General features: G+C 71.3%; 36 protein-coding genes. 35 read left to right on the forward strand and 1 reads right to left on the reverse strand.

Features of this window, described 5'->3' with window-relative positions:
* Positions 1–13: 13 nt before the first annotated feature.
* From AB0G56_RS34230 to AB0G56_RS34320, 19 genes are all read left to right on the forward strand, one after another.
* A complete protein-coding gene (locus AB0G56_RS34230; RefSeq protein ID WP_360977497.1) occupies positions 14–502 on the forward strand; it encodes a hypothetical protein in 489 nt (162 codons plus the stop codon).
* Positions 499–726, forward strand: a complete 228-nt coding sequence (locus AB0G56_RS34235) for a hypothetical protein (RefSeq protein WP_360977500.1) — start codon at positions 499–501, stop codon at positions 724–726. Before AB0G56_RS34230 ends, AB0G56_RS34235 begins: the two co-directional genes overlap by 4 nt.
* The gene (locus tag AB0G56_RS34240; RefSeq protein ID WP_360977503.1) at positions 723–3380 is read left to right on the forward strand and encodes a bifunctional DNA primase/polymerase; all 2658 of its coding nucleotides are present in this window, start codon (positions 723–725) and stop codon (positions 3378–3380) included. The genes AB0G56_RS34235 and AB0G56_RS34240 overlap by 4 nt, the downstream gene beginning before the upstream one ends.
* A gap of 358 nt (positions 3381–3738) precedes the next feature.
* Positions 3739–5358, forward strand: coding sequence for a DEAD/DEAH box helicase (locus AB0G56_RS34245; RefSeq protein ID WP_360977506.1), 1620 nt, complete (start codon positions 3739–3741; stop codon positions 5356–5358).
* 59 nt (positions 5359–5417) lie between these two features.
* On the forward strand, positions 5418–6104 hold the full coding sequence (locus AB0G56_RS34250; protein WP_360977509.1) for a hypothetical protein: 687 nt from the start codon (positions 5418–5420) through the stop codon (positions 6102–6104).
* Entirely contained in the window at positions 6101–6511 is a 411-nt protein-coding gene (locus AB0G56_RS34255; protein WP_360977512.1) for a hypothetical protein, read from the forward strand. Before AB0G56_RS34250 ends, AB0G56_RS34255 begins: the two co-directional genes overlap by 4 nt.
* Positions 6508–6675, forward strand: coding sequence for a hypothetical protein (locus AB0G56_RS34260; RefSeq protein WP_360977514.1), 168 nt, complete (start codon positions 6508–6510; stop codon positions 6673–6675). Before AB0G56_RS34255 ends, AB0G56_RS34260 begins: the two co-directional genes overlap by 4 nt.
* Entirely contained in the window at positions 6672–7016 is a 345-nt protein-coding gene (locus AB0G56_RS34265; RefSeq protein WP_360977517.1) for a hypothetical protein, read from the forward strand. Before AB0G56_RS34260 ends, AB0G56_RS34265 begins: the two co-directional genes overlap by 4 nt.
* A complete protein-coding gene (locus AB0G56_RS34270; RefSeq protein ID WP_360977520.1) occupies positions 7013–7258 on the forward strand; it encodes a hypothetical protein in 246 nt (81 codons plus the stop codon). The genes AB0G56_RS34265 and AB0G56_RS34270 overlap by 4 nt, the downstream gene beginning before the upstream one ends.
* On the forward strand, positions 7255–7869 hold the full coding sequence (locus tag AB0G56_RS34275) for a hypothetical protein (RefSeq protein WP_360977523.1): 615 nt from the start codon (positions 7255–7257) through the stop codon (positions 7867–7869). Before AB0G56_RS34270 ends, AB0G56_RS34275 begins: the two co-directional genes overlap by 4 nt.
* Positions 7870–8025: 156 nt before the next feature.
* Entirely contained in the window at positions 8026–8592 is a 567-nt protein-coding gene (locus AB0G56_RS34280) for a hypothetical protein (protein ID WP_360977525.1), read from the forward strand.
* Complete coding sequence (locus AB0G56_RS34285) at positions 8589–9737, forward strand: hypothetical protein (protein WP_360977528.1); 1149 nt, start codon at positions 8589–8591, stop codon at positions 9735–9737. The genes AB0G56_RS34280 and AB0G56_RS34285 overlap by 4 nt, the downstream gene beginning before the upstream one ends.
* On the forward strand, positions 9737–9895 hold the full coding sequence (locus tag AB0G56_RS34290) for a hypothetical protein (RefSeq protein WP_360977531.1): 159 nt from the start codon (positions 9737–9739) through the stop codon (positions 9893–9895). The genes AB0G56_RS34285 and AB0G56_RS34290 overlap by 1 nt, the downstream gene beginning before the upstream one ends.
* Positions 9896–9907: 12 nt before the next feature.
* Entirely contained in the window at positions 9908–10498 is a 591-nt protein-coding gene (locus tag AB0G56_RS34295; protein ID WP_360977533.1) for a hypothetical protein, read from the forward strand.
* A 15-nt stretch (positions 10499–10513) separates the two neighbouring features.
* Positions 10514–11017, forward strand: a complete 504-nt coding sequence (locus AB0G56_RS34300) for a hypothetical protein (protein ID WP_360977535.1) — start codon at positions 10514–10516, stop codon at positions 11015–11017.
* Positions 11017–11739: a hypothetical protein gene (locus tag AB0G56_RS34305; RefSeq protein ID WP_360977538.1), complete on the forward strand. Its 723-nt coding sequence runs from the start codon at positions 11017–11019 to the stop codon at positions 11737–11739. The genes AB0G56_RS34300 and AB0G56_RS34305 overlap by 1 nt, the downstream gene beginning before the upstream one ends.
* A gap of 78 nt (positions 11740–11817) precedes the next feature.
* Positions 11818–12069, forward strand: a complete 252-nt coding sequence (locus AB0G56_RS34310) for a hypothetical protein (protein ID WP_360977541.1) — start codon at positions 11818–11820, stop codon at positions 12067–12069.
* Between the two features lie 87 nt (positions 12070–12156).
* Positions 12157–12291: a hypothetical protein gene (locus AB0G56_RS34315; protein WP_360977544.1), complete on the forward strand. Its 135-nt coding sequence runs from the start codon at positions 12157–12159 to the stop codon at positions 12289–12291.
* 67 nt (positions 12292–12358) lie between these two features.
* On the forward strand, positions 12359–12559 hold the full coding sequence (locus tag AB0G56_RS34320; protein ID WP_360977547.1) for a hypothetical protein: 201 nt from the start codon (positions 12359–12361) through the stop codon (positions 12557–12559).
* Positions 12560–13628: 1069 nt separating this feature from the next.
* Here AB0G56_RS34320 and AB0G56_RS34325 read toward each other — a convergent pair.
* The gene (locus AB0G56_RS34325; RefSeq protein WP_360977549.1) at positions 13629–13958 is read right to left on the reverse strand and encodes a hypothetical protein; all 330 of its coding nucleotides are present in this window, start codon (positions 13956–13958) and stop codon (positions 13629–13631) included.
* Between the two features lie 41 nt (positions 13959–13999).
* Here AB0G56_RS34325 and AB0G56_RS34330 point away from each other — a divergent pair, with 41 nt between their 5' ends.
* The 16 genes from AB0G56_RS34330 to AB0G56_RS34405 all read left to right on the forward strand — a co-directional run bounded on the left by AB0G56_RS34330 (position 14000) and on the right by AB0G56_RS34405 (position 24319).
* Positions 14000–14584, forward strand: coding sequence for a 3'-5' exoribonuclease (locus AB0G56_RS34330; protein ID WP_360977552.1), 585 nt, complete (start codon positions 14000–14002; stop codon positions 14582–14584).
* 76 nt (positions 14585–14660) lie between these two features.
* Positions 14661–15131 carry a hypothetical protein gene (locus AB0G56_RS34335; protein ID WP_360977555.1) on the forward strand — a complete coding sequence of 157 codons (471 nt, stop codon included), beginning with the start codon at positions 14661–14663 and terminating at the stop codon, positions 15129–15131.
* Complete coding sequence (locus AB0G56_RS34340) at positions 15118–16749, forward strand: hypothetical protein (RefSeq protein ID WP_360977558.1); 1632 nt, start codon at positions 15118–15120, stop codon at positions 16747–16749. The genes AB0G56_RS34335 and AB0G56_RS34340 overlap by 14 nt, the downstream gene beginning before the upstream one ends.
* Before the next feature lie 13 nt (positions 16750–16762).
* Positions 16763–18160: a phage portal protein gene (locus AB0G56_RS34345; RefSeq protein ID WP_360977561.1), complete on the forward strand. Its 1398-nt coding sequence runs from the start codon at positions 16763–16765 to the stop codon at positions 18158–18160.
* Positions 18157–19197: a hypothetical protein gene (locus AB0G56_RS34350; protein ID WP_360977564.1), complete on the forward strand. Its 1041-nt coding sequence runs from the start codon at positions 18157–18159 to the stop codon at positions 19195–19197. Before AB0G56_RS34345 ends, AB0G56_RS34350 begins: the two co-directional genes overlap by 4 nt.
* 42 nt (positions 19198–19239) lie before the next feature.
* The gene (locus AB0G56_RS34355; RefSeq protein WP_360977567.1) at positions 19240–19911 is read left to right on the forward strand and encodes a hypothetical protein; all 672 of its coding nucleotides are present in this window, start codon (positions 19240–19242) and stop codon (positions 19909–19911) included.
* Between the two features lie 42 nt (positions 19912–19953).
* Entirely contained in the window at positions 19954–20910 is a 957-nt protein-coding gene (locus tag AB0G56_RS34360) for a DUF5309 family protein (RefSeq protein ID WP_360977570.1), read from the forward strand.
* A 12-nt stretch (positions 20911–20922) separates the two neighbouring features.
* Complete coding sequence (locus AB0G56_RS34365; protein ID WP_360977573.1) at positions 20923–21120, forward strand: hypothetical protein; 198 nt, start codon at positions 20923–20925, stop codon at positions 21118–21120.
* A gap of 10 nt (positions 21121–21130) precedes the next feature.
* The gene (locus AB0G56_RS34370; RefSeq protein ID WP_360977576.1) at positions 21131–21481 is read left to right on the forward strand and encodes a hypothetical protein; all 351 of its coding nucleotides are present in this window, start codon (positions 21131–21133) and stop codon (positions 21479–21481) included.
* Positions 21478–21864, forward strand: coding sequence for a DUF6093 family protein (locus AB0G56_RS34375; protein WP_360977579.1), 387 nt, complete (start codon positions 21478–21480; stop codon positions 21862–21864). The genes AB0G56_RS34370 and AB0G56_RS34375 overlap by 4 nt, the downstream gene beginning before the upstream one ends.
* Positions 21861–22238 (forward strand): hypothetical protein, encoded by a 378-nt coding sequence (locus AB0G56_RS34380; RefSeq protein WP_360977582.1) that lies wholly within the window; start codon positions 21861–21863, stop codon positions 22236–22238. The genes AB0G56_RS34375 and AB0G56_RS34380 overlap by 4 nt, the downstream gene beginning before the upstream one ends.
* Positions 22220–22645 (forward strand): hypothetical protein, encoded by a 426-nt coding sequence (locus AB0G56_RS34385; RefSeq protein ID WP_360977584.1) that lies wholly within the window; start codon positions 22220–22222, stop codon positions 22643–22645. Before AB0G56_RS34380 ends, AB0G56_RS34385 begins: the two co-directional genes overlap by 19 nt.
* Positions 22646–22657: 12 nt before the next feature.
* Entirely contained in the window at positions 22658–22846 is a 189-nt protein-coding gene (locus tag AB0G56_RS34390; protein ID WP_360977587.1) for a hypothetical protein, read from the forward strand.
* A 2-nt stretch (positions 22847–22848) separates the two neighbouring features.
* On the forward strand, positions 22849–23370 hold the full coding sequence (locus AB0G56_RS34395) for a hypothetical protein (RefSeq protein WP_360977590.1): 522 nt from the start codon (positions 22849–22851) through the stop codon (positions 23368–23370).
* A gap of 2 nt (positions 23371–23372) precedes the next feature.
* Positions 23373–23996 (forward strand): hypothetical protein, encoded by a 624-nt coding sequence (locus tag AB0G56_RS34400; protein ID WP_360977593.1) that lies wholly within the window; start codon positions 23373–23375, stop codon positions 23994–23996.
* Positions 23997–24034: 38 nt separating this feature from the next.
* Positions 24035–24319, forward strand: a complete 285-nt coding sequence (locus AB0G56_RS34405) for a hypothetical protein (protein WP_360977596.1) — start codon at positions 24035–24037, stop codon at positions 24317–24319.
* Positions 24320–24321: the final 2 nt, after the last annotated feature.

The raw sequence follows: 24321 nt of genomic DNA on the forward strand, positions 1-24321 counted from the left end.
ACGGGGTCCGCTCATGCAGCACATTCCCACGGCCGAGACGTCCCCGGCCACCCGCACCACCCCGGTGCAGCGTGCCCTCGCCCGCATCGACAGCATCCGCGAGGACGACACGAGCCCTGCCTTCCAGCAGCTGCTCGACCACCTCGCACAGATGGTCATCGAGAGCGGAGACCCGCGGGCGGTGTTCGATCGCGTGTCGGAGGCCTTCGCCGCCTACGACACGTTGGAGCTGGCCCGTCAGCAGGGCCTGGAACTCATGCGGTCCACGGTGCAGTCCGTCGAGGACGGCACGGTCTCGGCGACCACGGTGTTCTGGCCTGCTCACCTCGTCATCGTGCCGCACGGGCAGCGCGCCTCCGACACGCTCGCCCAGCTGCGGACCGAGGTTGCCGAGCACCAGGAGGAGCAGCACCTGAGTGCGTCCTTCCAGGCCTCCGTCGCTTCCGGGCACGTCGAGGACGTCGAGACGTGGTTCACCCGCACCAGCAAGGCGGCCCGTTGACCGCGTCCGCCGCACGCGCCCGGGCCACCCCGGGCGCCGCGGCCACCCCCCTCGTCCACGGCTCCTTGTTCGTGGACATGGAGAACGTCCAGGCCCGCTACGAGTGCTACCGCCCCGGGTGCCCGAAGCCCCGCGAAGAGCCGATCCGGCCGTCCGGCATACGGGCGTTCATCGGCGGGATCAAGGCCAGGCACTTGGACCAGTACCACGGGAGCACCTCTTGACCGACTCACAGACCGTCGACCTCCGGGCCGCGGCCCGCGAGCTGCACGACGCTGGCCTGTGCGTCCTGCCCATCAAGGCGGACGGCAGCAAAGCCCCGTCCGTCCGTTCCTGGACCCCGTACAAGCTCGAGCGATCCACCCCCGACGAGCACGACGCCTGGTTCGGCGGTGGTCGGCCGGCCGGTATCGCCGTTGTCTACGGCGCTGTCTCCGGGAACGTCGAGATGATCGAGTTCGAGGGCCACGCCGTGCGCGAGGGCCTGCTGGACGAGGCCACAGAGATCATGGAGGCCTCCGGGCTCGGCGAGACCTGGACACAGGTACTCACCGGCTGGGCCACCGAGTCCCCGTCCGGCGGCCGCCACTACCGCGTGCGCGTCGAGGGCACCGACGTCCCCGGGAACACCAAGCTGGCCAGCAGGCTCGCCCGTGAGGACGAGTACACCGACGAGGAGCGGCAGCGGCTCCGCGAGAAGCCGGGCGCCCGCATCATCCGCGTCCAGATCGAGACGCGGGGCCAGGGCGGATACGGCCTGGTGGAGCCGTCCAGCGGCGCCGTCCACGCCTCCGGCCAGCCGTACGTCCGGCTGGAGGGCGGGCCCGCCACCATCCCGACGCTGGACGTCGAGAGGTGGCAGGCCATCCGCGACGTCTGCCGCATGCTCGACACCCTGCCCAAGCCCGAGTCGCCGAAGACTGCGCCCAGGCCGCAGCAGCCGCTGCCCGAGGGCGGCGTGCGCCCGGGCGAAGACTTCGAGGCTCGCGCGGACTGGGCCGACATCCTGCGTGGCGTCTTCCGCCCGCTGATCACGCGCGGGTCCACCACCTACTGGGGATGGGCTGACGGCGTCGGCGGGGTGAAGGCCACGACCGGGCGCGACCCGGAGCACGACCGGCTATGGGTGTTCGCCACCGGCTCGGAGCTGCAGGCGGACGTGCCGTACACGAAGTTCGGAGCCTACGCCGCGCTGAACCACGGCGGAAACTTCAAGGCTGCGGCGGCGGCCCTCCGACGCGAGGGGTACGGCTCCGAGCCGCCGCGCCGACGCCTGTCGTCCGTGCCCGCGCAGTCCCAGCACTTCGCCGACGGCTCGTCCGCGCTCGACCCCGACCACCTCCCGGATCCGCAGGAGGGGTTCGAAGGGGGCCCGCAGCTGCGGTCCGTCCCGTCCCGGCCCGAGCTGGACATCACCAACGAGGCCGACGGCATCGACGGAGTCCTGGCGCTGATGGCCGACGGGCGCCTGCCCGACCTGTACAAGCGGTCCGGCGGCCCCTGCTGGGTCTACCGCGACGACAACGACGACCCCGTGGTGCAGCAGCTCGGCACCGACAACCTGCGGGCCTACCTCGCCGACCACGTCTCCAGCTTCACCCTGAAGCGGAACCCGCTCACCGAGCAGCTGGAGGAGGAACGGGAGCTGCTCATGCCCAAGAGCTGCTCAACCATCCTCGGCCGGAAGGACTGGCCGCTGCCCACCTTGCGCGGCGTCGTCACCTCCCCGGTCATCCGGCCCGACGGCACGCTGCTGGACTCCCTCGGCTACGACCGGGCCACCGGCCTGTACCTGGAGCCTCGCGTGAAGCTGCGCCGACTCCAGCCGCAGGTGACCCGCGACAGCCTCGACCGGGCCAAGAGCATCGTGCTCGACCAGGTCCTGAAGGACTTCCCGTGGGTCGCGGCCAGCGACCGCGCGCACTTCCTCGGCGCGCTGCTGACGCCGATCCTGCGCCCGTACTTCCACGGCCCGACGCCCATGTTCGTGCTCACCGCGACTGCAGCCGGGTCCGGCAAGTCGCTGCTCAAGGACATCTTCCGGCACGCCTACGGCATCGCTGACACGGCCTGGCCCGAGAACGACACCGAGCTGCGGAAGAGCATCACCACGCAGTTGTACGGCACGGGGCAGCCCGTCGTCGTTCTCGACAACCTCCCCAACGGCTACGTCATCAAGTCGCCCGTGCTGTCGGCGCTGCTGACATCCGAGGTGTGGGGTGACCGCGTCCTCGGCGCCACGTCGAAGGTGACGATGCCCAACGACCGGCTGTGGATCGTCACCGGCAACGCGTTGCGCACCGGCGGGGACAACGGGCGCCGCGTCCTCTGGGTCCGTCTGGACCCCGACTGCCCGGACCCCGACCAGCGCGACAACTTCACCATCGGCGACCTCCGGCCGTGGCTGCGCGCCAACGCGTCCACGCTCGTCGCCGCGCTCGTCACCCTCGTCCGGGCCTGGGTCGCCGCGGGGACCCCCCAGGTCCGCGTCCGCAAAGGCGACTACAGCGAGTGGGCCTCGATGATGGCCGGCCTACTCGACTTCCTCGGTGTCGAGGGCTGGATGGCCGACCGCAATGAGGCCCGGGACCAGGACGACGAGCTGCAGGAGTGGTCGCTCTTCCTGGAGATGTGGCGTGAGACCTACGGCAGCGAGCCGTTGGCCACCGGCGCCCTGATCAAGGGCCTGCCCAACCACGTGCCGCGCAAGGGCGACGAGCCGCCGAGCGCGAACCAGTTGGGCATCTGGCTGAAGGCCCGGCAGGGCCGCTACTTCGGCACGCACAAGGTCGTGATGATCGTCGACAGCCACCGGAAGCAGAACCTCTGGCGCGTCGAGGTCCACGCCGACCGCGGCACCGGAGGGCACGAGTCGTGACCGGCCGGGTTGCGGGGAGTGCGGGGACCCCGCGGGGACCCCTGCGGGGACTTGCGGCGCTCCCCGCACTCGGCCCGACCTGCACGGATGCGGGGATGCGGGGACTTGCGGGGGCCTGCCTCCGCCTCCCCTATAGCGCGCACGTCGCACATGCATCGCGCATCACATGTGCCGCACGTCGTCACGGATCAGTTCTTACGGCCTCCGGCATCAAGGGTTTTCCCAAGTCCCCGCAAGTCCCCGCGTCCCCGCAAAACCCCTGATCAGGCCGGACTACGAGTCACCCGAGACTCCCCGCAGCCACTCCCCGCACTCCCCGCACTCCCCGCAAAGCCCCAGCAACCGAACCGAGGTGAACATGACCATGACCGCCTTCAAGCCCAGGCCCTACCAGACCGAGGCCATCGACGCGCTGCGTGCCGGGTGGGCCGCCGGCACCAACCGGCTCGCCGTCGTCCTCCCGACCGGCGCCGGGAAGACCGTCGTCTTCTCGCACCTGGCGCACCAGATGCTCGACAGCCTCAATGGCCGCCGCGTCCTCGTGATCGCGCACCGGGAGGAACTCATCGAGCAGGCCGCGGCCAAGCTGCTCGCCGTCGACCCGATGCTGCGCGTCGGCATCGTCAAGGCCGAGCGCGACCAGCACCACGACGCCGACGTGATCGTGGCCAGCGTCCAGACCCTGGCCGTACCGCGCCGCCGCGAGGCCATCCGGGACATCGGCCTGGTCATCGTCGATGAGTGCCACCACGCGGCCGCCCGCTCGTACATGGAGGTCCTCGCACACTTCGGCGCCTGGGACGGCGTACCGGTCGCCGGGTTCACCGCGACCATGACCCGCACCGATGGCGGCCTGGCTGAGGTCTGGCAGGACGTCGTCTTCCGCCTCGACATCCTCGACATGATCAGCGACGGCTATCTGTGCGACGTCCGCGGCAAGCGCATCACCGTGGACACCCTCGACCTGGACAAGGTCCGCACCCGCGGCGGCGACCTGGTCGACGGCCAGCTGGGCCAGGCCCTGGAGGACTCGGGCGCCCTGAACGCCATCGCCAAGGCCTACGTCTCTCACGCCGCCGACCGGCCGGGCGTGGTCTTCACCCCGACCGTGGCGACCGCCCAGGCCGCCGCCGAGTCGCTGCAGGCGGCTGGGATCACGGCAGCTCCGGTGTGGGGCGACATGGGCCGCGACGACCGGCGCGCGACGCTCGCCCGGTACGAGGCCGGGGACGTCCAGGTCCTCACCAACTGCATGGTGCTCACCGAGGGGTTCGACGCCCCGCACACGTCCTGCGCGGTCATCGCTCGCCCGACCAAGAGCCCGGGGCTCTACGTGCAGATGGCCGGCCGCGCGCTGCGCCCGGCGCCCGGGAAGCGGGATGCGCTGCTGCTGGACGTCATGGGCGCCTCCACCCGGCACAAGCTCGCGTCCATGGTCGACCTGACCGCGCGGGAGATCGGCCAGGCCGAGGAGGGCAAGAGCCTGCGGGAGGTCGCCGAGGAGGCCGTGGCCGCCGAGAAGCGCCGGACCCTGACGGCGCACATCGAGGCCGAGGAGTTCAACCTGTTCGGCTCGTCGGCGATCCGCTGGCTGCGCACTGAGGCCGGCACCTGGTTCATCCGCCTGTCCTCGGCGCAGTTCCTGTTCCTCGTCCGCGACCCCGGCACCCGGCTATACCGGATGCGTCGGTGGACGGAGGCGAACGGCGCGCACGGGCCCAAGGACGACGTCGCCCGGCCGCTGCCGGAGGCACTGGCCTGGCTGGAGCAGCAGGCCAAGATCCTCGCTCCGTCTGCGTTCGTCGCACGGCAGGCCCGTTGGCGCGCGAACCAGCCCAGCGCGAAGCAGTTGGGCCTGTGCCGTCGCCTCGGGATCGCCGTGCCACGCGGTGCGTCCGCCGGGGACGTCGCCGACCTCATCGACCAGGACCGCGTCGGCCGTGTCCTCGGTCAGCTGATCCTTCCCGCCGCTGCGTAGCGGTCCGGGCCTGTCGCTATCAGGCCCGGACCTCCACCCATCACATCACGGAGGAACCCATGGAGAACCACGACGAGACCGCCCAGCTGCGGGCAGAGCTGGAGAAGCTGATCCGCTGGCACGGGGAGGACTACGCGGCGCTCACCAAGATGCGTACTGAGGTCACCCGGCTGCGGGGCGAGCTGGCAGCGGCGCTGGAGCGGAAGGCCGCCGACCGGTGCGCCGATCGAGTCGTCGCCCTCCGCGAAGCGGCTGAGGTCGCCGAGTCGCTGCGCCAGTTCGAGCCCGCCTTCGGGCCGCGGAAGTCCGCACAGGTTTCTGAGAATGTCGGCATCCTCCGTGTTGCCGACGAGCTGCGCCGCATGGCCGACGATGCGCAGCCCGCAGAACACCGGCCGCCGTCCCACCGATGGGCTGCGGAGTTCCGTGACCCGGTCGCGGACGAGTGGATCCCCGGCACCCGGTTCCTCAACCGGAACCACGCCGTAGAGCGCTACCAGGCCGCCGCCCAGAAGGCCCCAGCCTGGAAGGACGGCACGCCCGTAGAGCGGCGCCTCGTCCGGGAGACGACCACGTACACCGTTGAGGCCGAGCACCAGCTCGCCGCCGGGGCGCGGCAGGACGAGACGGCAGCCACCGAGACGCGGCCCGAGGCGTGCCCGCCCGGCTGTGTCGCCTGCGCCACTGACGAATCCCACGACCCGGCGCCCGCCGCCGGGGCGCGGCAGGACGGGGCGCAGCGATGAGCCGCCACCAGCAACTGCGGCACCCCGTGCCCGACCACATCCCCGCCCACCTGGCCGACGCCTTCGCCACCACCGCAGGCGGTGCGCTCCGCCCCCACTGCCCCTACCAGCCCGGCGACCCCGTCCGACGCCACGGATACGCCGGCCACCCCGCCCCCGGATTCGGACGCACCGGCTTCCGCGGCTGGGTCGTCGCCACCGTCGGTGCCACGGTCCTCACCGGTATCACCGAGGACGGCAGGGAGTGGTGGGAGGAGTGGGGCCGCCTGGAGCCCGCCGACACCCCGGCTGATCCCTGGGGGCACTGCACCTGCTGCCGTGAGGCGCGGCTGGAACTGCGGCGCGCCGAGAGCGCACGGGAGCAGGCGCGCGGCGAGCAACTCGACCTGTTCGGAGCCGCCTCGTGACTGCCCGCCCGCGCTGCGCCCGCGGCCACTTCCTGCCCGCCACCGGGGACTGCCGCTGCGAGCAGCCGCGGCCCCGCTGGCAGTCCGACCTGTGGGGCCAGGGCCTCACCGCCCGCCAGCGCCACTCCATCCGCACCGTGCCGATCACCGGGAGGTACCTGTGACCCGCGTCGCCCGCATCCTCTGCGCCTTCTACGGCGCCGTCTCCGTGGTCCTCGGCTACGCCGCCGTGGACCAGGCCGTCCACGGGGCCGCCTGGGCCGCACCCGTTCTGGCCGCCTGCTCGCTGGCCCCTCTGGCTGGCTGGCTGCGAGAGGCCGAGCACGCCGACGAGCGCGCGATCGCCCAGGCCGACGCCGACCGCGCCGTGCGCACCCGGGCCCTTCGGGACGACGTCGAGATCGGCTGGCGGGACCTCGAAGCCTGCTGCTGCCTGCAGGCCTGGGAGTCCCACGGCACCGCCCACGACCCGATCACCTGTGCCAGGAAGGACCAGGCAGCATGACGCGCTACACCGCCGACACGATCAACGACGACGCGCTGGACGCGCTGTACGAGAACGCCAACGAGGGCTGGCGCCGCGGCGACCAGTGGAAGGCGCGGGCGCTCGCCGCCGAGGCCGCCGTGGAGCGCGCCGAGCAGCTGGCCGCCCGCTGGAAGACGGCTCGGCCCGGTCACCCACACCACGGCTCCGCCGTAGTGCTGCTCGAAGCACTCGCACGGCCTGAGGAGACCAGCACCAAGTGACCTGCGACCTGTGCAACCGCGCGTCCAGCGGCTACCTGTGCAACCGGCACCGGGACCAGCTGGCCGCGAGGCTGCAAGAACTCCCCGCCCTGTTCTGCGAGGTCGGCGAGTGCCTGGTGCCCCGCCGATCCGGCTGGGGCGACATCGTCGCCACCAAGAGCGCGGCCGGCCCCCGCTCCCCCGTCAATGAGGACGTCCTCGACACGGTGAACTGGGCCCGCGCGACTGAGGTGATCCACTCGTGGCGGACGGACATCCGGCGGCTGCGCTGGCCGCACCGCGGGGCGCCCCCACCCGCCCGCCTGGACGCTGACTGCCGGTGGCTGGCCCAGGAGCTGGACTGGATCGTCGCGCAGTACCCGGCGGCCGGCGACCTCGCCCGCGAGGTCGCAGAGCTGAACTCGCAGGTCCGCTCGATCGTTGGCGACCCGGAGCCCCGGCGTCAGCGGATCGGGTACTGCGTCGCGCTGGTCGGTGAGGGCGTGGTGTGCGGGGCTGTCATATCCCGGTTGCCGGGTGAGACGCGGCTGACGTGCCAGTGGTGCGGATCGGTGTACGGGCCCGAGGACTACCTGATGCTGCACCACTTCCAGCCTGCTGATGCGGCGTGATGCACTCCCGATGCGTTCAACTGTCTGGACAATCTGTTCAGGCTGTGGAACGGTAGAGAGCGAACGAAGGGCCGGGCAGCAGCTCGGGGATTGCCGTCCCCGGCGCGCGCACCGCCCGGCCCTTCCACCGAACACCTGACGTAACCAGGAGTCGGCATGACCGATCATTTCCCGCGCCCCAGTGCGCGCGCAAGCGCCGCGGAACGCGTGGCCGAGCTGCACCAGCTCGCCCGCGACGACTACGCCAAGGGCGCCAGCCAGCGTCTGAGCCACCGGCTCGACGCCTACCTGGCCGCCGACACGACCCCCGCCCCGGCCGCCGCGCCGAGCGACCTGGACGTCGCCATCAGCGTCGCCCAGCAGCTGCTCGACAGCGACCAGGTCCTCTCCCTCCGCGAGGCCCTGCGCCTCCTGCTCCGCGCCATCGGCGCCGAGCCGAACGCCGGAAACCTTGCGCATCCCCGCAACGTTTCGCCCCGCTGCCCGGCCGCCCACCGCGACGACCCCACCCCGTGCGTCGGCCCGACCGTCGTCGCCATCCTCGACGCCACCAACGCGGGGGCCGAGGGCTGCGAGCACCACGCCGCCCGACTGCTGGCCTCCCTGGAACGGGGCAGGGTCTACCCCCTGCCGGCCGCCCCCGAGGAGGCCGCGATCCGCGTGTTCAAGGCCGCCGGCAGCCTGCGCCCGTTCTGCTGGTACGAGCGGGGTGAGAACCGGTGACCACCCGCGACCTCACCACCGGGCAGCAGGTCGTTCTCGGCGCGGCCGCGGTCGCCATGGCCGCCGTCGGCGGCTTCGGCGCCTGGGGCACCTACACCAACGTCCTCGCCCAGTTCCACCGCGGCGCGACCGCCGCCGGAGCCGTCGCCGCCGGCGAAGGCCTCGCACTGATCCTCGCGCTCACCATGCTCGGCCTCACCCTGCTCGGCCAGTCCGCCCCGGCCGCCGTCCGTATCGGGCTGTGGCTCGCCCCGGCCGCCGCGTGCGGCACCGGCCTGTCCATCGCCCACACGATCACCGAGGCCGTCGTCTACGGCGCCACCCCGCTCGCCATGTCCGGCGCCGCCGAGGGCCTCGGCCTGATCGCCCGCCGGATCGTCGTCTACCGCACCGGCGTCGACGCCGAAGCCCAGCGGCAGACCGCAGACGCTGTGCAGCAGCTCGCCTACCACCAGGCGGTCGCCGCCCGGCACCCCGACGAGGAGCAGCGGGAAGAGGCGCTACGCAAGAGCTGGAAGCTCGCCAAGCATGTCGGCATCGGCGACCAGGTGCTCGGCGCCGCGCTCGTCGAGGTGCAGCGCGGCCGCATCACCGACGGCGCCGACGCAGCCCTCGCCGGCATGTACGGCGCCGTGCCTGCGGCGGCCCTCGGGGAACCCGCCGCCCGGCCCCGCCCGGTGTCCGCCACCGAGGCGCTGCGCCGCCAGTTCGCCGTCATGGAACCGGCGGATGCGATCCGGCTCGCAGCCGATGCGCGCCCTGATGCGCCCCCGGCCGAGCTGGCCCACCTGCTCACCCACTACGGGCTGCCCGTGGACGCCGTCGCCGTCGCCCTGGTCCTCGACCGGAGGCCCGCCGAGTACGACGTGCAGCGCGGTGATGCACGCGTTGCGCCGCAGGTCAGCGAGTTGCCCGCCGTGAATTTGCAAGGCGCGGTCGAAGAGGCTGCAACTGCTCTCGGAGCAGACGCATCAGCCCGCGAGATCGCCGAGCACCTTGAGCAGACCCGGCGCCTGATCGTCCCCGAGAACCACGTCCGCGCGGCCCTGTCCCGAGCCGCGAAGAAGCCCCCGGCGCAGCAGCCGCAACGGCCACCGCTGCCCAGCGACGACCAGATCGGCAAGGGCGGCCAGGGCTACAACTGATGCCCGCCGCCGCGTTCTTCGCCGCGTTCTTCGCTGGCTCCGCGCTGGTCGCCCTCTACGGGCTGTGCGCTGTCGCGCTGCACGACGTGCCCCGCATCACCGGGACCGTCGCCCTCATCCTCACCCTGGCCGCGTTCGGCGCGGCCGTCCTCCGCTGAAAGGAGGCTCCTGTGACCGACATGTCTCCCTCGCAGGCCAGTACGAGCCGCCTTCCCGACTGGTGGCGGGCCAAGCCGACCAAGCTGCCCGCCAGCACCCCCGCGCCCGAGGTCGAGCCCGGAGCCGAGGACAGCTCGGACTGGTGGGACGAGCTGTACCGCGGCGACGACGTCACCGAGACCACGCAGGCGTCCACCACCGACACGTCCGAGCCCGGGCCCGCGCCCGGGCCGGGCGGCCCCGGCTGGTGGACGCCGCAGCCCGGCTACTACCCGGGCCCGCACCTGCCCGCCTTCCTCACCGACCCGCCGCCCAGGATCGCCCTCAGCCCCAAGACGCGCGCCGCCCTCTACAACGGCTCCGCCGCCGGAGCCGGGTGGAGCCTCGGCCTGTACGACCAGTTCGCCCACGCCATCGCCTCGTGCGGCAGCGAGGCCAGCGTCAGCGGCGCCCTCGTCCTCGGCGCCGGCGGCTGCCTGCTCATCGCCCACGTCTGGGACCGCCGCACCCGCCACTGGTGGCCCGGCCTCGCCTGGGCCGCCCGCATCCCCCTCGCCTCCGCCGTGCTTGCGCTCGCTCTGTGGGCGCCCGCAGCAGCCTGACCAGGAGATATCACCATGCACGAGATCTTCCTTGCCGCCCCCGCCATCAGCGTTGAAGGTGGCCGCATCCTCGGCACCGTCGGCGCGGGAGGCATCGCCACCGCACTCACCACCGTCCTGATCGCCGGTATCCGCGAGCCCAAGGGATCCGCCGGGGGCCCGGGCGGCGCCGGCGGCGGCAAGAAGGGCCGTATCCGTAAGAAGCTCACCTCGGACCAGGCCCAGTGGACCGGGGTCGCCGCGGGCACCTTCTACATGACCGCCGGGTCCATCTGGACCGTGGGGGAGAACGTGTCCGACGCGTTCTCCGGGATGTTCACCAACGGCGGCTTCGGAACGGCCGGAACCGGTGCCGTAGCCCTGCTGCTCGCCGCGATCATGTACTTCCGGGAGCTGTCCCCGGGCAAGGCCGCCGTCACCGGAATCGTCTCGGCCGGGGTGTGGGCGCAGGCGGGCGGCATCTGGGGGCTGCCCCAGGCGCTGATCCTGACCGGCGGCCACGCGCTGGGCATGATCTGATGAAGATCATCAAGGATGCAGGGGAGTGCACCACTCCCCTGCTGCCCCGCCGGATCGCCACCGAGCTGCGACCCATTCTCGCCGTCAGCGGAGCCGGAGCGGCCCTGTGGCAAGGCTCCCTCATCCTGGTACGCCGCGGCTGGGGCCGCCTCGGCGCCCACTTCACCGGCTGGGAGCGCGCCGGAGTCCTCGCCTTCACCGGCTACGTCGTCGTCTACAGCGCCAGCCACTACCCCGACGTCGCCCAGTTCGCGGCGCCCGGCGCCGCAGCCACCTGGTGCACGGCCGCCTGGATCGTCGCCCCGCCCGTCCCCCGCACCACCCCGAGGCCGCCGCTCCCTGAGGACGACGAGGAGCCGCGCGAGGCGCTCGCCCTGGACGCCCTCGCCGCGGTCGTCCGTCGGGTCGCCGGGGACCGGCAAGGAGCCCACCTTGCCGACCTGCTGGCCGAGCCCGAACTGGAGGGCTGGGAGCAGGCCGATCTGAAGGCCAGATTCGTCTCGCTTGAGGTGCCGGTGGAGGAGTTCAAGCTGCGCCTGGACGGCCGCCAGCGGGTGAGGGACGGGGTGCGCCTGCGGGACCTGCCCCCGCCGGCCCCCGCCGACCCCACCCCCGCGACCCCGTCGGGCAGCCCCACCGCCACCGCACCGACAGCCCCGCTCGTCGACCCCGCCGACCCCGCTCCCCAACCGGATCAGCCCCTCACCCCAGAGGCCGGGTAGGGCGGTAGGAACCGCAGGTCAGCGCAGCTTCCTACCAGGCCCCTACCTACCACCTACCGCACCGAAAGGCGCCCCCAGATGCCCCACGTCTACCGCTGTCGGCAGTGCCGCGCGACCAGCCCGCCCAGCACCCGAAAGGACGCTGAGGCGAGCCGCAGGGAGCACCGCGTCATCGAGCATGGCGGCCTGGCCCCGGACGGCGAAGAGATCGTCCGGGTGCCCGGCAGCACGCCCGACCCGGACCACCGGTACGTGAGCACGGCCGCCGTGGTCGGCGGTCTGGCGCTGCTGGCGATCGCGTCGGCGATCGCTCGCTCTCTCGGCCGCTGACCAGAAGCCCCGGGGCGGGCCGCCCCAACCGCCAAGAAGAGTCGGCCCGCCCCGGTCCCATCCCAACCAGGAGACAGGACCGCCATCATGGCACTCGGATTCAAGAAGCAGCCCTCGCAGGACGACCCCCGGCTGAAGGGCCACGAGACCACCTACAGCAGCAGCCGCGGCGGCTGGGTGAAGAAGGAGCCCAAGCCCGTCCCGGGGACGCCGAAGAAGTAACCCTGTCCCCTTGACCAGGCCCCGCCGCACCCTCGTCGCGGCGGGGCCCTGCCGCATCATGGGGCGTATGGAGTCACAGATCATCCGCCCCGGCTACCTCACCGCCCACCAGGCCGCGAGCGTCCTCGGCGTCACCCTCACCGGCCTCCGCAGCATCGTCCACCGCGGCCAACTCGCCCGCGCCGGCGGCAGCCCGCGGCAGCCCTGGTACACCGTCGCAGACGTCACCGCACTGGCCGCCAAGCGGGCCGCGCGCGCTGCCGCTTGACCGCAGGTCAGACGGAGTGCAACGATCTCGGTGTACAACTGTGTCCGCAGACAGGCACCGCAGACGGCTCTAGCCCAGTGAGGCCGCGAACCGGCCCGCTTCCGCATCGGACGCCGATACCGTCACTTTCCCACGGTGTGAGACCTCCACCTGGTAGAACTTGGCCCCCTTCGGCACACCAGGCACCGTCACAGGGAAGCTGCAGGGCACCGATGACGTCGATCCTTCTGGGAGAGTGCCCTTACCCAGAGAGCCAGTCGCCACCACGGCCCCCGCACTGTCATAGACAGTCACCGAGGCGCCGGGCACGATGTCGCCGTATCCGTCCCCGTAACCGGAGCAGTCGCCGCCCTTCTCGAAGGTCGCCGTCGTAGCCCCGTCATTCAGCACCATCGCCCCCCGCAGGGTGAACGACCCCTTCGACTCGCTCTCGCCCCCGGACAAGCCCCACGTCAGGCCAACGGCCCCGGCGCCCACCACCAGCCCGGCCACCCCAGGAGCCACTGCCACCCACCAGCCAGGGCGCCGCGCTACGGGCGGATCTACAGCAGGGTCGGATGACGCAGTGGACGACTCGTTCACAGATTCTTCACTCATGCGCGGCAGCATCCCAGCCCCACCGGCACCAGCGCCCGCACGTACCCGGATCGTGATCAGGAGGTGCCATGGCCCCGCGTCGCTCGTACACCATCTGCACCGTCCCAGGCTGCCCCGAGTACACGCAGGGCGGCCGGTGTGCCGACCACCGTCGCGAGGCCGAGCAGCGACGCGGCACCGCACGACAGCGCGGATACGGACGCGGCCACGAGACACGGTTCCGCCGCGGCGTCCTCGCCCGCGATCCCAAGTGCAAGTGCACCGGTTGCGGAAGCTGCAGCCGAACAGAGCAGCAGTGCGAGCGGGACAGCGAGCACGCCGACCACTGGCCCAAGGACCGCCGCGAACTCGTCGCCGAGGGCCTGGACCCGAACGACCCGGCGCGCGGACGCGGGCTGTGCGGTCCGTGCCACAGCGCTCAGACAGCTCGACACCAGCCAGGAGGATGGAACAGGTGAGCAGCGCCGAGACCTCAAAGGTTGACCAGGCCGCAAGCTGCTGCTCGGCGGCCCGCCCGCAGGCGCGCGTCGTACTGCTCAAGCCCGGTGACGTCCTGCTGATCGGTAACGCCGGCGCTCTGGAGACCGACGACCTGGCTGGCCTCGACCGGCTCCGGGACACCCTTGGCCTCGCCTTCGTCGGCGTGTTCGAGGCGGACATCGACCTGGCTGGCCTGCCGGACATCCCCCGGACGGACACGGAGAGTGATACCGCCCCAGGGGGGGGTGACCCCAATCCGGCCCGGCTTCCGGACCGCCGGGGAGGTCCATCGAAAGTCTGCCAGGTTCAGAACTCCGGGCACCCACGGCAGCCGTTACGCACAGTGACACCACGGGGGGCGTCTTGAACCTGTTCTACGACCTGGAGTTCCTGGAGGACGGCCGCACCATCGAGCTGATCTCCATCGGTATGGTCACCGATGACGGCCGCGAGTACTACGCCGTGAACTCCGAGGCGCCGTGGGAACGCATCCGGCAGAACGACTGGCTGGTCCGCAACGTACTGCCGTCGTTGCCCATCACCGGCCGCACGTCTCTGGACGCCTACCTCAAGATCCCGGCCACCCAGCACCCCAGGCCGGGCCTCGACACGGTCGGCCCGGACATGAGGGACACCCAGGTAAAGCCGCACTGGGTCATCGCCAACGAGGTACGCGACTTCATCCGCGCCGCCGGGCCCAACGTCGAACTGTGGGCGAACTACGGCGCCTACGACCACGTCTGCCTCGCCCAGCTCTGGGGCCGCATGATCGACCTGCCCCAAGGCGTTCCGATGTTCACCTACGACATCCAGCAGGAAGCCCGCCGCCTCGGCCTCGCCTGGGACGAGCTGCCGCAGCAGGAGAGCGGTGAACACAACGCGCTCGCCGACGCACGCCACAACCAGACCGTTCGGCGCTGGCTCGCGAGCCAGCAGAACGAGGCGTGACGGGGAATTCAGCAACGCCAGCCGCGCAACGCGGCTGCGCTGATGCCGCGCAACGCGGCTGACTGGAGTGATCGACATGCCGAAGGGTGGAGCACGCAGCAGGTCCGGCCCGGCCCCTGACCCGACCGCGCTCCGGCGGGAGCGGGACGCCGGCGAGTGGACGATCCTGCCCGCCGAGGGCCGCCAGGGCGCAACGCCCGACTGGCCACTGACCGAGCAGAACGACCGAGAAGCCCGGATGTGGGAGCGACTCTGGGGGATGCCGCAGGCCCTCATGTGGGAGCGCTACGGCCAGGACGTGGAAGTCGCCCTGTACGTGCGCCGCCTGGTGGAGGCTGAGGCGCCGGAGTCCTCCGTGGCCCTGTCCACGCTGGTTCGGCAACTCGCCGACTCGCTCGGGCTGTCCACGCCGGGGATGCGCGCTAACCGGTGGCGTGTCGACCGTCCGTCCGAAGAGGACGAGGCGCCAGCTGGCCCTTCTGGCCCGACGATCGCGCCGTCCTCGGCGCGCGCCAGGCTGAGGGCGGTGGCCGGTGGCGGCGGCTGACGATGGGACCTGGTCCCTCGACTTCCCCACGCTGTTCGTCGTCCCCGACTGGATCGCCCAGCACTGCCGCCTGCAGTCGGTGGGCGGCCTGGACAACACCCCGCAGCCGTTCGAGATGTACGACTGGCAGCTGCGGATCACGGCGAACTTCTACCGGGTGAAGCCGTCCGCCACGTTGGGGCAGTTGTCGACCGCGTTCCACTACCGCCGTGCGCAGGGCGTTGCGCCGCAGAAGTCCGGCAAGGGCCCGTGGGCTGCGTCCATCGTGGCGGCCGAGGCGGTCGGCCCGGTGCTGTTCAACGGTTGGGCGCGGGGCGGCGAGCGGTACCGCTGCGCTGACCAGCGCTGCGGATGCGGCTGGGTGTACGAGTACGAGCCTGGCGAGCCGATGGGCCGGCCGTGGAACCAGCCGCTGATCCAGATCACGGCGACGTCCGAGGACCAGACCGACAACACGTACCGGCCGCTGCAGGCGATGATCCGCAACGGGCTGCTCGGCGAAGTGATGAAGGTCGGCGAGCAGTTCATCCGGCTGCCGAACGACGGCCGTATCGACGTCGTCACGTCCTCGGCGCAGTCCCGCCTGGGCAATCCCATCACCTTCGCTGTCCAGGACGAGACGGGCATCTGGACCGACGGGAACGGCATGACCAAGGTGGCCACGACACAGCGTCGCGGCCTGGCGGGCATGTCCGGGCGGTCGCTGGAGACGACGAACGCATGGGACCCCACCGAGAACTCGGTGGCACAGAAGACCGCAGAGACCAAGGTCAAGGACGTGTACCGGTTCCACCGGCTACCGCCCAAGGGCCTGGACTACGCCACCAAGACGGAACGCCGGAAGATCCACGCCGCCGTCTACGCCGGTAGCTCGCACATCGACCTCGACTCCATCGAGGGCGAGGCCTTCGAGCTGATGGAGAAGGAGCCTGCCGAGGCGGAACGCTTCTACGGCAACCGCATCGTCGCCGGTATGGGCACCTGGATGGCGCAGGACCGTTGGGACGCCCGCGCGGCCGTGGAGGAGGTCCCGGACGGTACGCGCCTGGTCCTGGGCTTTGACGGCTCGGAGGTCGACGACTGGACCGGTATCCGGGCGGAGACGCTGGAGGGCTACCAGTTCACTCCGACCTACGGGCCCGACAAGCGGCCGTGCATCTGGGATCCGGAGGAGTGGGAAGGGCAGGTGCCGCGGCTTGAAGTCGATGCGGCCGTGGACGAACTGATGCGCCGCTTCGACGTGGTCCGCATGTACGGAGACCCGCCGTACTGGACCAGCGAGATGGCGGCCTGGCAGGCCCGCTACGGCGAGAAGCGGGTCACGGAGTGGCAGACGTACCGCACGGCGCAGATGCACGCCGCGTGCGAGCAGCTGCTCACCGACGTCGTGAAGAAGGACAGCACCTTCCGGCACGACGGCTGCGAGACCACGTCGATCCACGTCCGCAACGCCCGCAAGGCCGCGCGGCCGGCCAACCGCTACGTACTGCGGAAGGCAACCCACCACCAGAAGATCGACCTGGCCGTCGTCTCGATCCTCGCGCACGAGGCGGCCCAGGACGCCATCGCCGCAGGGCTGAACAAGCCGAAGAAGCCAGGTCGCGTCGTCGTCCTGTGAAAGGGGGTGCGCCGTGGAGGCCAAGGACCGCACCCCCGAAGACTGGGTGGCCTACCTCGCTCGTGTCCATGAAGGGCTTGAGCCGGGCCTGGAGAAGCTGAACCGGTACTACGAGGGCAAGCAGGATCTCTCCTACCTCAACCCGGAGTTGCTGGAGGAACTCGGCGACCAGATCCGCCAGGTGGTCATCAACTGGCCGGCCCTGGTCGTGGACTCCCTCGAGGAGCGCCTGGACGTCGAGGGCTTCCGGTACGCCGACGACGAGTCTGCCGCCGATGACCTGTGGAAGATCTGGCAGGCCAACGGTATGGACGAGAAGTCGCAGCAGGCGCACATCGACGCGCTGGTGATGCGTCGCTCGTTCCTGGTGGTCGGAACGAATGAGAAGGACGCGTCCACCCCGCTGGTCACGGTCGAATCGCCGCTTCAGATGCAGGTCGACCGTGACCCGCGTACCCGGCAGGTCCGGGCGGCCCTGAAGCGGTGGCGCGAGCAGGACCCCATCACGGACGCGGTCACCGACCGGTACGCGGCGCTGTACCTGCCGGATGAGACCGTCTATTACAAGCAGACGTCGGTGACGTCGTGGGCGGAGACGGACCGCGACGAGCACAAGCTGGGTGAAGTCCCGGTCGTGCCGCTGGTCAACCGCGGTCGCATCATGAAGCCGAACGGCAGCTCTGAGATCGCCAATGTGCTGCCTATCAGCGATGCCGCCTGCAAGGCCGCCACCGACATGATGGTCAGCGAGGAGTTCCACGCCGTCCCCCGCCGCGTGGCCTTCGGCGTCGATGAGGAGGACTTCGTCGACCAGAACGGCCAAAGGGTCTCCAAGTGGTCCCGGATCGCCGGTCGGATCTGGGCCATGTCGAAGAAGCGGGGCGGCGAGGACGGTGCGGATGTCGTCCAGTTCCCCGAGGCACAGCTGGCCAACTTCCACTCCACCATCGAGTTGCTGGCTCGTCTGGTGGGCGGGCTGTCCGGTCTGCCACCGAACTTCCTCGGCCTGGACACGAACAACCCGCCCAGCGCGGACGCCATCCGGAGCGCAGAGACGCGTCTGGTGAAGCGGGCCGAGCGACGGCAGCGCTCCTTCGGCGGCTCGTATGAGCAGATGAACCGGTTGATCCTGCGCTTCCGTGACGGCGGCTGGGATCCGCGGTCTCTCAACCTGGAGACGCTGTGGCGGGATCCGTCCACGCCCACGTTCGCGCAGAAGGCGGACGCGGTGGTGAAGCTGGTCCAGGCGGGCGTCCTGCCGCATGAGCAGGCGTGGGAGGACTTGGGGTATACCGCGGTACAGCAGGAACGGATGCGGCGCATGCTCGACGACCAGGCGTCCCGGCTCGCGTTCGCTGATCTCGGCGCCATCACGACCGATCCCACGCCGCGCCCGGAGCCGGCCGCGTGACCGCAGTGCCGACTCAGGAGCACGCGGACCTGGTCGCGGCCTACGGTGCTTCGCAGCGGCGCGTGGCCTCCGCCAGCGAGCTGAAGGCCGCCCGGCTGTGGGAGCTGCTGGAGCGCCGGGACCTGACCGGGTCGTGGCTGCGCACGGTGGGTCCCGCGCTGGTCCGGCTGCTGACGGCCGGGCAGATGTTCGCTGCCTCGTCCGGGCAGCAGTACGTGGACGCGATGGTCGCTGCTGACGGCCTGTCCAGTGACTACCTGGCTGGCGCGTCCCAGGTCAGCGGGCGGGCTCTGTCCGGGGTGGCGGCTGACGGCAGGGCTTTGGACAGTCTGCTGTACCTGCCGGTGATCGGGACCAAGACGCTGCTGGCGGGCGGGATGAGCCTGCCGGAGGCGATGCTCGCCGGGCAGATGCAGTTGCGGCGGATCGTCGCCTCGGAGGTCGCCGCAGCCGGCAGCGGCGCGGCCGGTGTGGCCATCGCCGCGAACCGCACCGTCACTGGCTACGTGCGGGTGGTCCGGGCCGGTGCCTGCGCGCGGTGCGCGATCCTCGCAGGCCGCTGGTACCGCTGGAACGCCAGCTTCCTGCGGCACAAGCGGTGCCAGTGCTACGGCGTACCCGCGACGGAGGCAAGGAGTGGACGGCGGACCGACCCCATGGGGTTCTTCCGGTCGCTGTCCCACTCCGAGCAGAACCGGCGCTTCACCGCGGGCGGTGCTCAGGCGATCCGGGACGGCGCGGACATCTTCAAGGTGGTGAACGCCGGCCGGTCGATGCGCACCATGGACGTGTACGGCGAGCGGGTGAGGGCCACGCTGGAGGGCACCACTCGCCGCGGCGAGTTCTTCCAGATGATGCGGGCCGAGGCAGAGCAGCGGACCGGCATTCGGTACGCGAGGACCCGCGCCGACCTTGAGCAGGGTCTGCCCCGCTTCCATCTGCGGACTCCCCGGCTGATGCCTGGGGAGATCTACCGCCTGGCCGAGAGCCGCGACGAGGTCATTCGCCTCCTCGCCCGCTACGGCTACCTGACCTGACCTGGTGCAACGCCAGGCCCGACTCCTGCAACGGGAGACCAGATGAGCACCCCTACCGACCCGAACACCCCGCCGGCACCGGGCAACCCGCAGCCGCCGGGCGATCCGAACACCCCGCCCGCACCGGAGACGACGCCCCAGGGCGGCGAACCGGACCCGGCCCAGCCTCCCGCGCCCGACGATCCGGCGCTCGGCCCGGCCGGGGAGAAGGCGCTGGCTGAATGGAAGCGCCGCGCCAAGGAGGCCGAGCAGCAGGCCAAGGACCAGGCGGCCCGGCTCAAGGAGTACGAGGACCGGGACAAGACCGAGGCGGAGCGCCAGGCGGACGCGCTGAAGGCGGCCACCGAGCGCGCGGAGCAGGCGACCCGACTGGCTGTGTCGGCGAAGGTCGAGGCGCTCGCCGCAGGCCGCTTCCAGGATCCCCTGGACGCGGTCGACGCGCTCAAGAGCGGCTCCTACGTCGGCGACGACGGCACCGTGGACGGGGACGCGATCAAGGCGGCCCTGGACGACCTGCTCACCCGCAAGCCGCACTGGGCAGCCGCCGAGCCCGGCCCCCGCGTTCCCCGCCCGGACCCCGCGCAGGGAGCCCGGCCGGGAACCGCTCCGAACCTCTCGCAGCAGATCGCGGAGGCGGAGAAGGGCGGCAACACCAAGCTCGCGCTGGCGCTGAAGACGCAGCAGCTGCGCGAGATGAAGACCCCCACCAAGTAGGGCAGGCCGCGGGCCGGGCCCTCACCCGAGAAAGGAGCGGCCATGACCGCAGTCAGCGGGCAGGGTACGACCTACAACCTGCCGAACTATCACGGTGACCTGTACAAGGTCACCCCGACCGAGACCCCGTTCCTCGCCGCGATCGGCGGCCTGTCCGGCGGGAAGCGGACCAAGTCCGTCGAGTTCGAGTGGCAGACCGTCGACCGCCGCTCCAGCACGGCGAACAACGTCGTCGTCGAGGGCAACACCGCGCCGACCGGCGTGGCCCGGGCCCGGTCCAACGTCACGAACGTGGTGGAGATCCACCAGTCCGCCGTCGAGGTGTCCTACACCCGGCAGGCCGCGACCGGCATGTACTCCGGCATCAACATCGGCTCGGACGACAACCCGGTCAACGACGAGCTGACCACGCAGATCACGGCCGAGCTGGAGGCCATGGCCGTGGACGTCGAGCTGTCGTTCCTGACCGGTGCCTACGTGAAGCCGGCGAACAACGCGACCGCGCGCAAGACCCGCGGTCTGCTCACGGCGATCACGACGAACGTGAACGCCAACGGTGGAACCGGCCGCGCGCTCTCGAAGGCCATCGTGGACGCCCAGCTGTCGGCGATGTACGGCAACGGGGCCCGGCTGCCGCAGGACACCACCGTCTTCATGACGGGCCCGGGTCAGAAGGTCGCGCTGTCGAACCTGTACGGCACCGGTTCCCTGAACCAGCCGACGATGACCCGCAACGTCGGTGGCGTCGCCGTGGACACGCTGGTCACGGATTTCGGAACTTTCGGCGTGATGCTCAACCGGTGGATGCCGGCCGGGCAGCTCGCCATCGTCGACCTGTCCGTGTGCGCGCCGGTGTGGCTGGAGATCCCCGGCAAGGGCCTGCTTTTCGCCGAGCCGCTCGCCAAGACCGGCGCGTCGGAGAAGTGGCAGCTGTACGGCGAGGTCGGCCTGGAGTACGGGCCCGAGTCCTACCACGGCCTCATCAAGGACCTCACGTAAGGAGACGCCGTCATGGCGAAGTTCACGAGCCCGAAGTACACGGGCCTGACGCTGCAGGACGACAAGGGCATCTGGGCCCAGTTCGTCGGCGGGGAGTTCGAGACGACCGACGCTGCGGTCCTGAAGCGGCTGCGCGCCCTGCCCGAGGACTACGAGGTCAGCGAGGCCAAGGCCGCTGCCAAGGGCGACGGCACCGGCGACGACAAGTAAGGGGGCGGCGGTGAACCTGGCGACCCTCACCGATCTCGCAGACCGGCTGGGCCGGGATCTGACAGCGGCCGAGGAGCGCCGGGCCGCCGCCTGGCTCAAGGACGCCACGGCCCTGATCGTGAAGCGGTTCCCGCAGTACGCGACGGCGCCCACGGACGTCTCCACTAAGGTCTGCTGCTCGATGGTCCTGCGCGTGCTGTCCAACCCGGACGGCAAGCGGCAGGAGTCGATCGACGACTACAGCTACACGGTCGACTCGTCCCGCTCGACCGGCGAGCTGTACCTGTCGGAGGCGGAGGCCGCCGAGCTGCGCCCGTGGACGGGTGGCGCGTTCAGCATCGTCCTGGGCGGTGGCGAGTGAGCGCGGCCGCCTCCTCCGCACGCGGCCAGGACGCTGCCGTCGCACTGATGACGGACCGCTGCCTCATCGAGGACACCGGCGTGGTGACCACCACCGACGACGGCCAGGACGTCACCAACCCGGTCGTGGTCTACGACGGACCGTGCAGGGTGAAGCCAGCAACGACGGCCGCGATCAACCCCTCGGTCAACGCGGCAGCCCAGACCTGGCAGTACAAGGTCAGCATCCCCATCGGGCCCGAGACGCTCCGCGCGGGGATGCGGCTCACCGTCACCGCCTCCCAGGACCCGTCCATAGCCGGGCTTCGGCTGATGCTCAGGAACTTCGACCGGGGCACGCACATCACCGCACGTCGCATGTGGTGTACGGAGGTGAGCAGATGACCGTCATCGTCACCGGCGCGCAGGAGTCAGCCGCCGCGCTGCTGCGTGCCATCGTGCAGATGGAGCGGAACGCGACCACCGCCGTGGCGGTGACCGCGGGGAAGGTCAAGCGGAGCGCCGCGCAGCGGATCTCCGGCCGCCCGCACCTGCCCGCCTACCCGTCCTCGATCACGTACACGGCCTCTCGGGGGGCGGCGGGCCCGGAGGCGGAGATCGGCCCGGACAAGGGCCGCGCGCAGGGCCCGCTGGGCAACCTGATCGAGTACGGGTCCATCCACAACGCGCCGATCCCGCACCTGGGGCCGGCGCTCGACGAGAACGCCGACGACCTGGTGCACGGCATCGAGGTCGCCGTGTGGCAGGCGTTCCGGTGAACGTCACGGACCGGCTGATCGCCGCGCTGGAGGATGCGGGGCTCGCGGTCGGTGACGGGCAGCCCCGCAACGCGGGTGGCCCGCTCACCGGCCGGTACGTCGTCGTGAGGCCGCGGCAGGTGATGCGCGGCGAGGGCAGCATCGGCGATCCGAACGCCGACCGGCAGCCGGAGCTGCAGATCACCTCGGTGGGGCCGTCCCGCCGGGCTGCCGACCAGGTCGCCGAGCTGGCGGACCGGGTCGCGCTCGGGCCGATGCCGGCGCCGGACGGCTGCGCCTGGCAGCAGGCCGCCGTGTACGTCACGGGGACGGCAACGACGACCGAGCCCACCACCGATCCGACCGCACCCGAGAGCACAACGTGGTTCCGGGTCGACGTCTACCGCTACTACCTGACCCCTGCCTGACCTGGAGGAGCCGTGTCCGACACGGACCACATCGTCATGTCCCACCCCGGTCTGCCGGACGCCGATCCGGTCCGGGTTCCCCGCCTGCAGTTCGAGGTCGTGTGGAGCGGCCTCGGCTGGGTCGAGGCCAGCACCACCGCGAAGTCCCCCCGCAAGAACAACCCTTCGGCCCGCGTGGCCACTGACAGCAAGGAGGCCTGACCATGGCCCGCTTTGGCAGCACTGGCCGGATCGCGATCATCTTCGCGCCGACCGTCGTCAACCCGAAGGCACCGTCCATCGCGGAGATCACCGCCGGGGTGAACCTCTCCGACTACGTCACCCGCGACGGCCTGAAGACCCCGTCCTCGGGTAACACGATCGACGCCGCCGACATCGGCTCGCGGTTCAACAAGACCGCGCCGGGCACCTACGGTGGCGACGCGGCGGAACTCACCGCGCACCGCGACTCCAAGTCCACCACCGACCTGGCGTGGACGACCCTGACCCAGGACACCGCCGGCTTCCTCATCGTGGCCCGCTCCGGACTCGGCCAGGACGCCACGACCGGCCTGGGCACGAAGCTGGGCCCGGCCAAGGCGGCCGACCGGGTCGAGGTGTACCCGGTCACCGTCATCTCCCGTGCGATGGCCGACACCGGCGACAACGAGACGGCCAAGTTCACCGCGTCCCTGGCCATCACCGGCGAGCCGGCGCAGGACGCCGTCGTGGCGGCGGGGAGCTGACCGTGACCATCCCCGAGACGTTCCAGCCCGGCCAGGCCCCCGCCGCTCCGGCGGCCGGGGCTCTGAGCCTGGCGGACGTGACCGCCCGGATCCAGCGACCGCGCGAGCGGGTGCCGCTGTACCTGGACGCCGAGACCGCGTCGCAGATCGCGGACACGGAGGAGGCCCTCCGGCGTGCGCGGGAGTACGACGAGCTGCACAACGAGTCCGATACGGCTCCGGCGATCGCCCGGCATCTGCGCGAGCTGGAGGAGCGCGCGGAGGCCTCGAAGGTGGTGTTCGTGCTCCAGGCCGTCGCGCACCGCACCTACCAGCAGCTGCGGGCCAAGTGTCCGCCGACCGAGGCGCAGATCGAGCAGGCCGCGAAGCTGGCCGAGGCGCGCGGGGAGGCGGCGGGCGAGCCCGCGTTCGACCCGGACGCGTTCGCGCCGATGCTGGTACGGCATCAGATGCTCGAACCCGTCGTCGCCTCGGACGAGGAGTTCATGGCGTTCTGGGAGCAGCTGAATGACGGCCAGCTCAACCAGCTGTGGTCGACGGCGCTCACGGTGCAGCTCGGGGTGACCGACCCCGGCCCAAAATCCGGGCTCGCCTCCGAAGTTCTGGAGAGCTTCGGGCTCAGCTGAGCTACTGCGCGCCCCGGGGGATCCCATACTCGGTGTTCATGGGCCGGGTGCGGGCGCCGGGCGAGCCGGAGTGGACCCAGGAGGACACCCTCCTGGCGATCGAGTGGCAGCGCCTGCAGGACGAGACATGCCGCGGCTGCGGGCATCTGCTGTCGGATTCGCTGGACGAGGCCAACGAGTACGAGCCCCGCAAGATCACATGCTTCGCCTGCCAGGCCAAGGAGCGGGCGGAGAAGTCCGCGTCTGAGCGTGAGGGCGCGGACCTGTCCGGCCACAAGATGACCGTCGTCCACACCGGCCGGCGGCCGCTCCTGGGCGACTGACC

Origin of the sequence: Streptomyces sp. NPDC021356 (assembly GCF_040641015.1) — a bacterium.
Taxonomy (GTDB): domain Bacteria; phylum Actinomycetota; class Actinomycetes; order Streptomycetales; family Streptomycetaceae; genus Streptomyces.

What these genes read in the sequence shown, in the direction of transcription:
- AB0G56_RS34395 (WP_360977590.1), top strand. Translation starts at nt 22,849, where the DNA reads ATGGCCCGCTTTGGCAGCACTGGCCGGATCGCGATCATCTTCGCGCCG.
- AB0G56_RS34310 (WP_360977541.1), top strand. Translation starts at nt 11,818, where the DNA reads ATGCCCCACGTCTACCGCTGTCGGCAGTGCCGCGCGACCAGCCCGCCC.
- AB0G56_RS34305 (WP_360977538.1), top strand. Translation starts at nt 11,017, where the DNA reads ATGAAGATCATCAAGGATGCAGGGGAGTGCACCACTCCCCTGCTGCCC.
- AB0G56_RS34405 (WP_360977596.1), top strand. Translation starts at nt 24,035, where the DNA reads ATGGGCCGGGTGCGGGCGCCGGGCGAGCCGGAGTGGACCCAGGAGGAC.
- AB0G56_RS34315 (WP_360977544.1), top strand. Translation starts at nt 12,157, where the DNA reads ATGGCACTCGGATTCAAGAAGCAGCCCTCGCAGGACGACCCCCGGCTG.
- AB0G56_RS34290 (WP_360977531.1), top strand. Translation starts at nt 9,737, where the DNA reads ATGCCCGCCGCCGCGTTCTTCGCCGCGTTCTTCGCTGGCTCCGCGCTG.
- AB0G56_RS34365 (WP_360977573.1), top strand. Translation starts at nt 20,923, where the DNA reads ATGGCGAAGTTCACGAGCCCGAAGTACACGGGCCTGACGCTGCAGGAC.
- AB0G56_RS34380 (WP_360977582.1), top strand. Translation starts at nt 21,861, where the DNA reads ATGACCGTCATCGTCACCGGCGCGCAGGAGTCAGCCGCCGCGCTGCTG.
- AB0G56_RS34270 (WP_360977520.1), top strand. Translation starts at nt 7,013, where the DNA reads ATGACGCGCTACACCGCCGACACGATCAACGACGACGCGCTGGACGCG.
- AB0G56_RS34360 (WP_360977570.1), top strand. Translation starts at nt 19,954, where the DNA reads ATGACCGCAGTCAGCGGGCAGGGTACGACCTACAACCTGCCGAACTAT.
- AB0G56_RS34320 (WP_360977547.1), top strand. Translation starts at nt 12,359, where the DNA reads ATGGAGTCACAGATCATCCGCCCCGGCTACCTCACCGCCCACCAGGCC.
- AB0G56_RS34245 (WP_360977506.1), top strand. Translation starts at nt 3,739, where the DNA reads ATGACCATGACCGCCTTCAAGCCCAGGCCCTACCAGACCGAGGCCATC.
- AB0G56_RS34230 (WP_360977497.1), top strand. Translation starts at nt 14, where the DNA reads ATGCAGCACATTCCCACGGCCGAGACGTCCCCGGCCACCCGCACCACC.
- AB0G56_RS34335 (WP_360977555.1), top strand. Translation starts at nt 14,661, where the DNA reads ATGCCGAAGGGTGGAGCACGCAGCAGGTCCGGCCCGGCCCCTGACCCG.
- AB0G56_RS34300 (WP_360977535.1), top strand. Translation starts at nt 10,514, where the DNA reads ATGCACGAGATCTTCCTTGCCGCCCCCGCCATCAGCGTTGAAGGTGGC.
- AB0G56_RS34355 (WP_360977567.1), top strand. Translation starts at nt 19,240, where the DNA reads ATGAGCACCCCTACCGACCCGAACACCCCGCCGGCACCGGGCAACCCG.
- AB0G56_RS34255 (WP_360977512.1), top strand. Translation starts at nt 6,101, where the DNA reads ATGAGCCGCCACCAGCAACTGCGGCACCCCGTGCCCGACCACATCCCC.
- AB0G56_RS34280 (WP_360977525.1), top strand. Translation starts at nt 8,026, where the DNA reads ATGACCGATCATTTCCCGCGCCCCAGTGCGCGCGCAAGCGCCGCGGAA.
- AB0G56_RS34250 (WP_360977509.1), top strand. Translation starts at nt 5,418, where the DNA reads ATGGAGAACCACGACGAGACCGCCCAGCTGCGGGCAGAGCTGGAGAAG.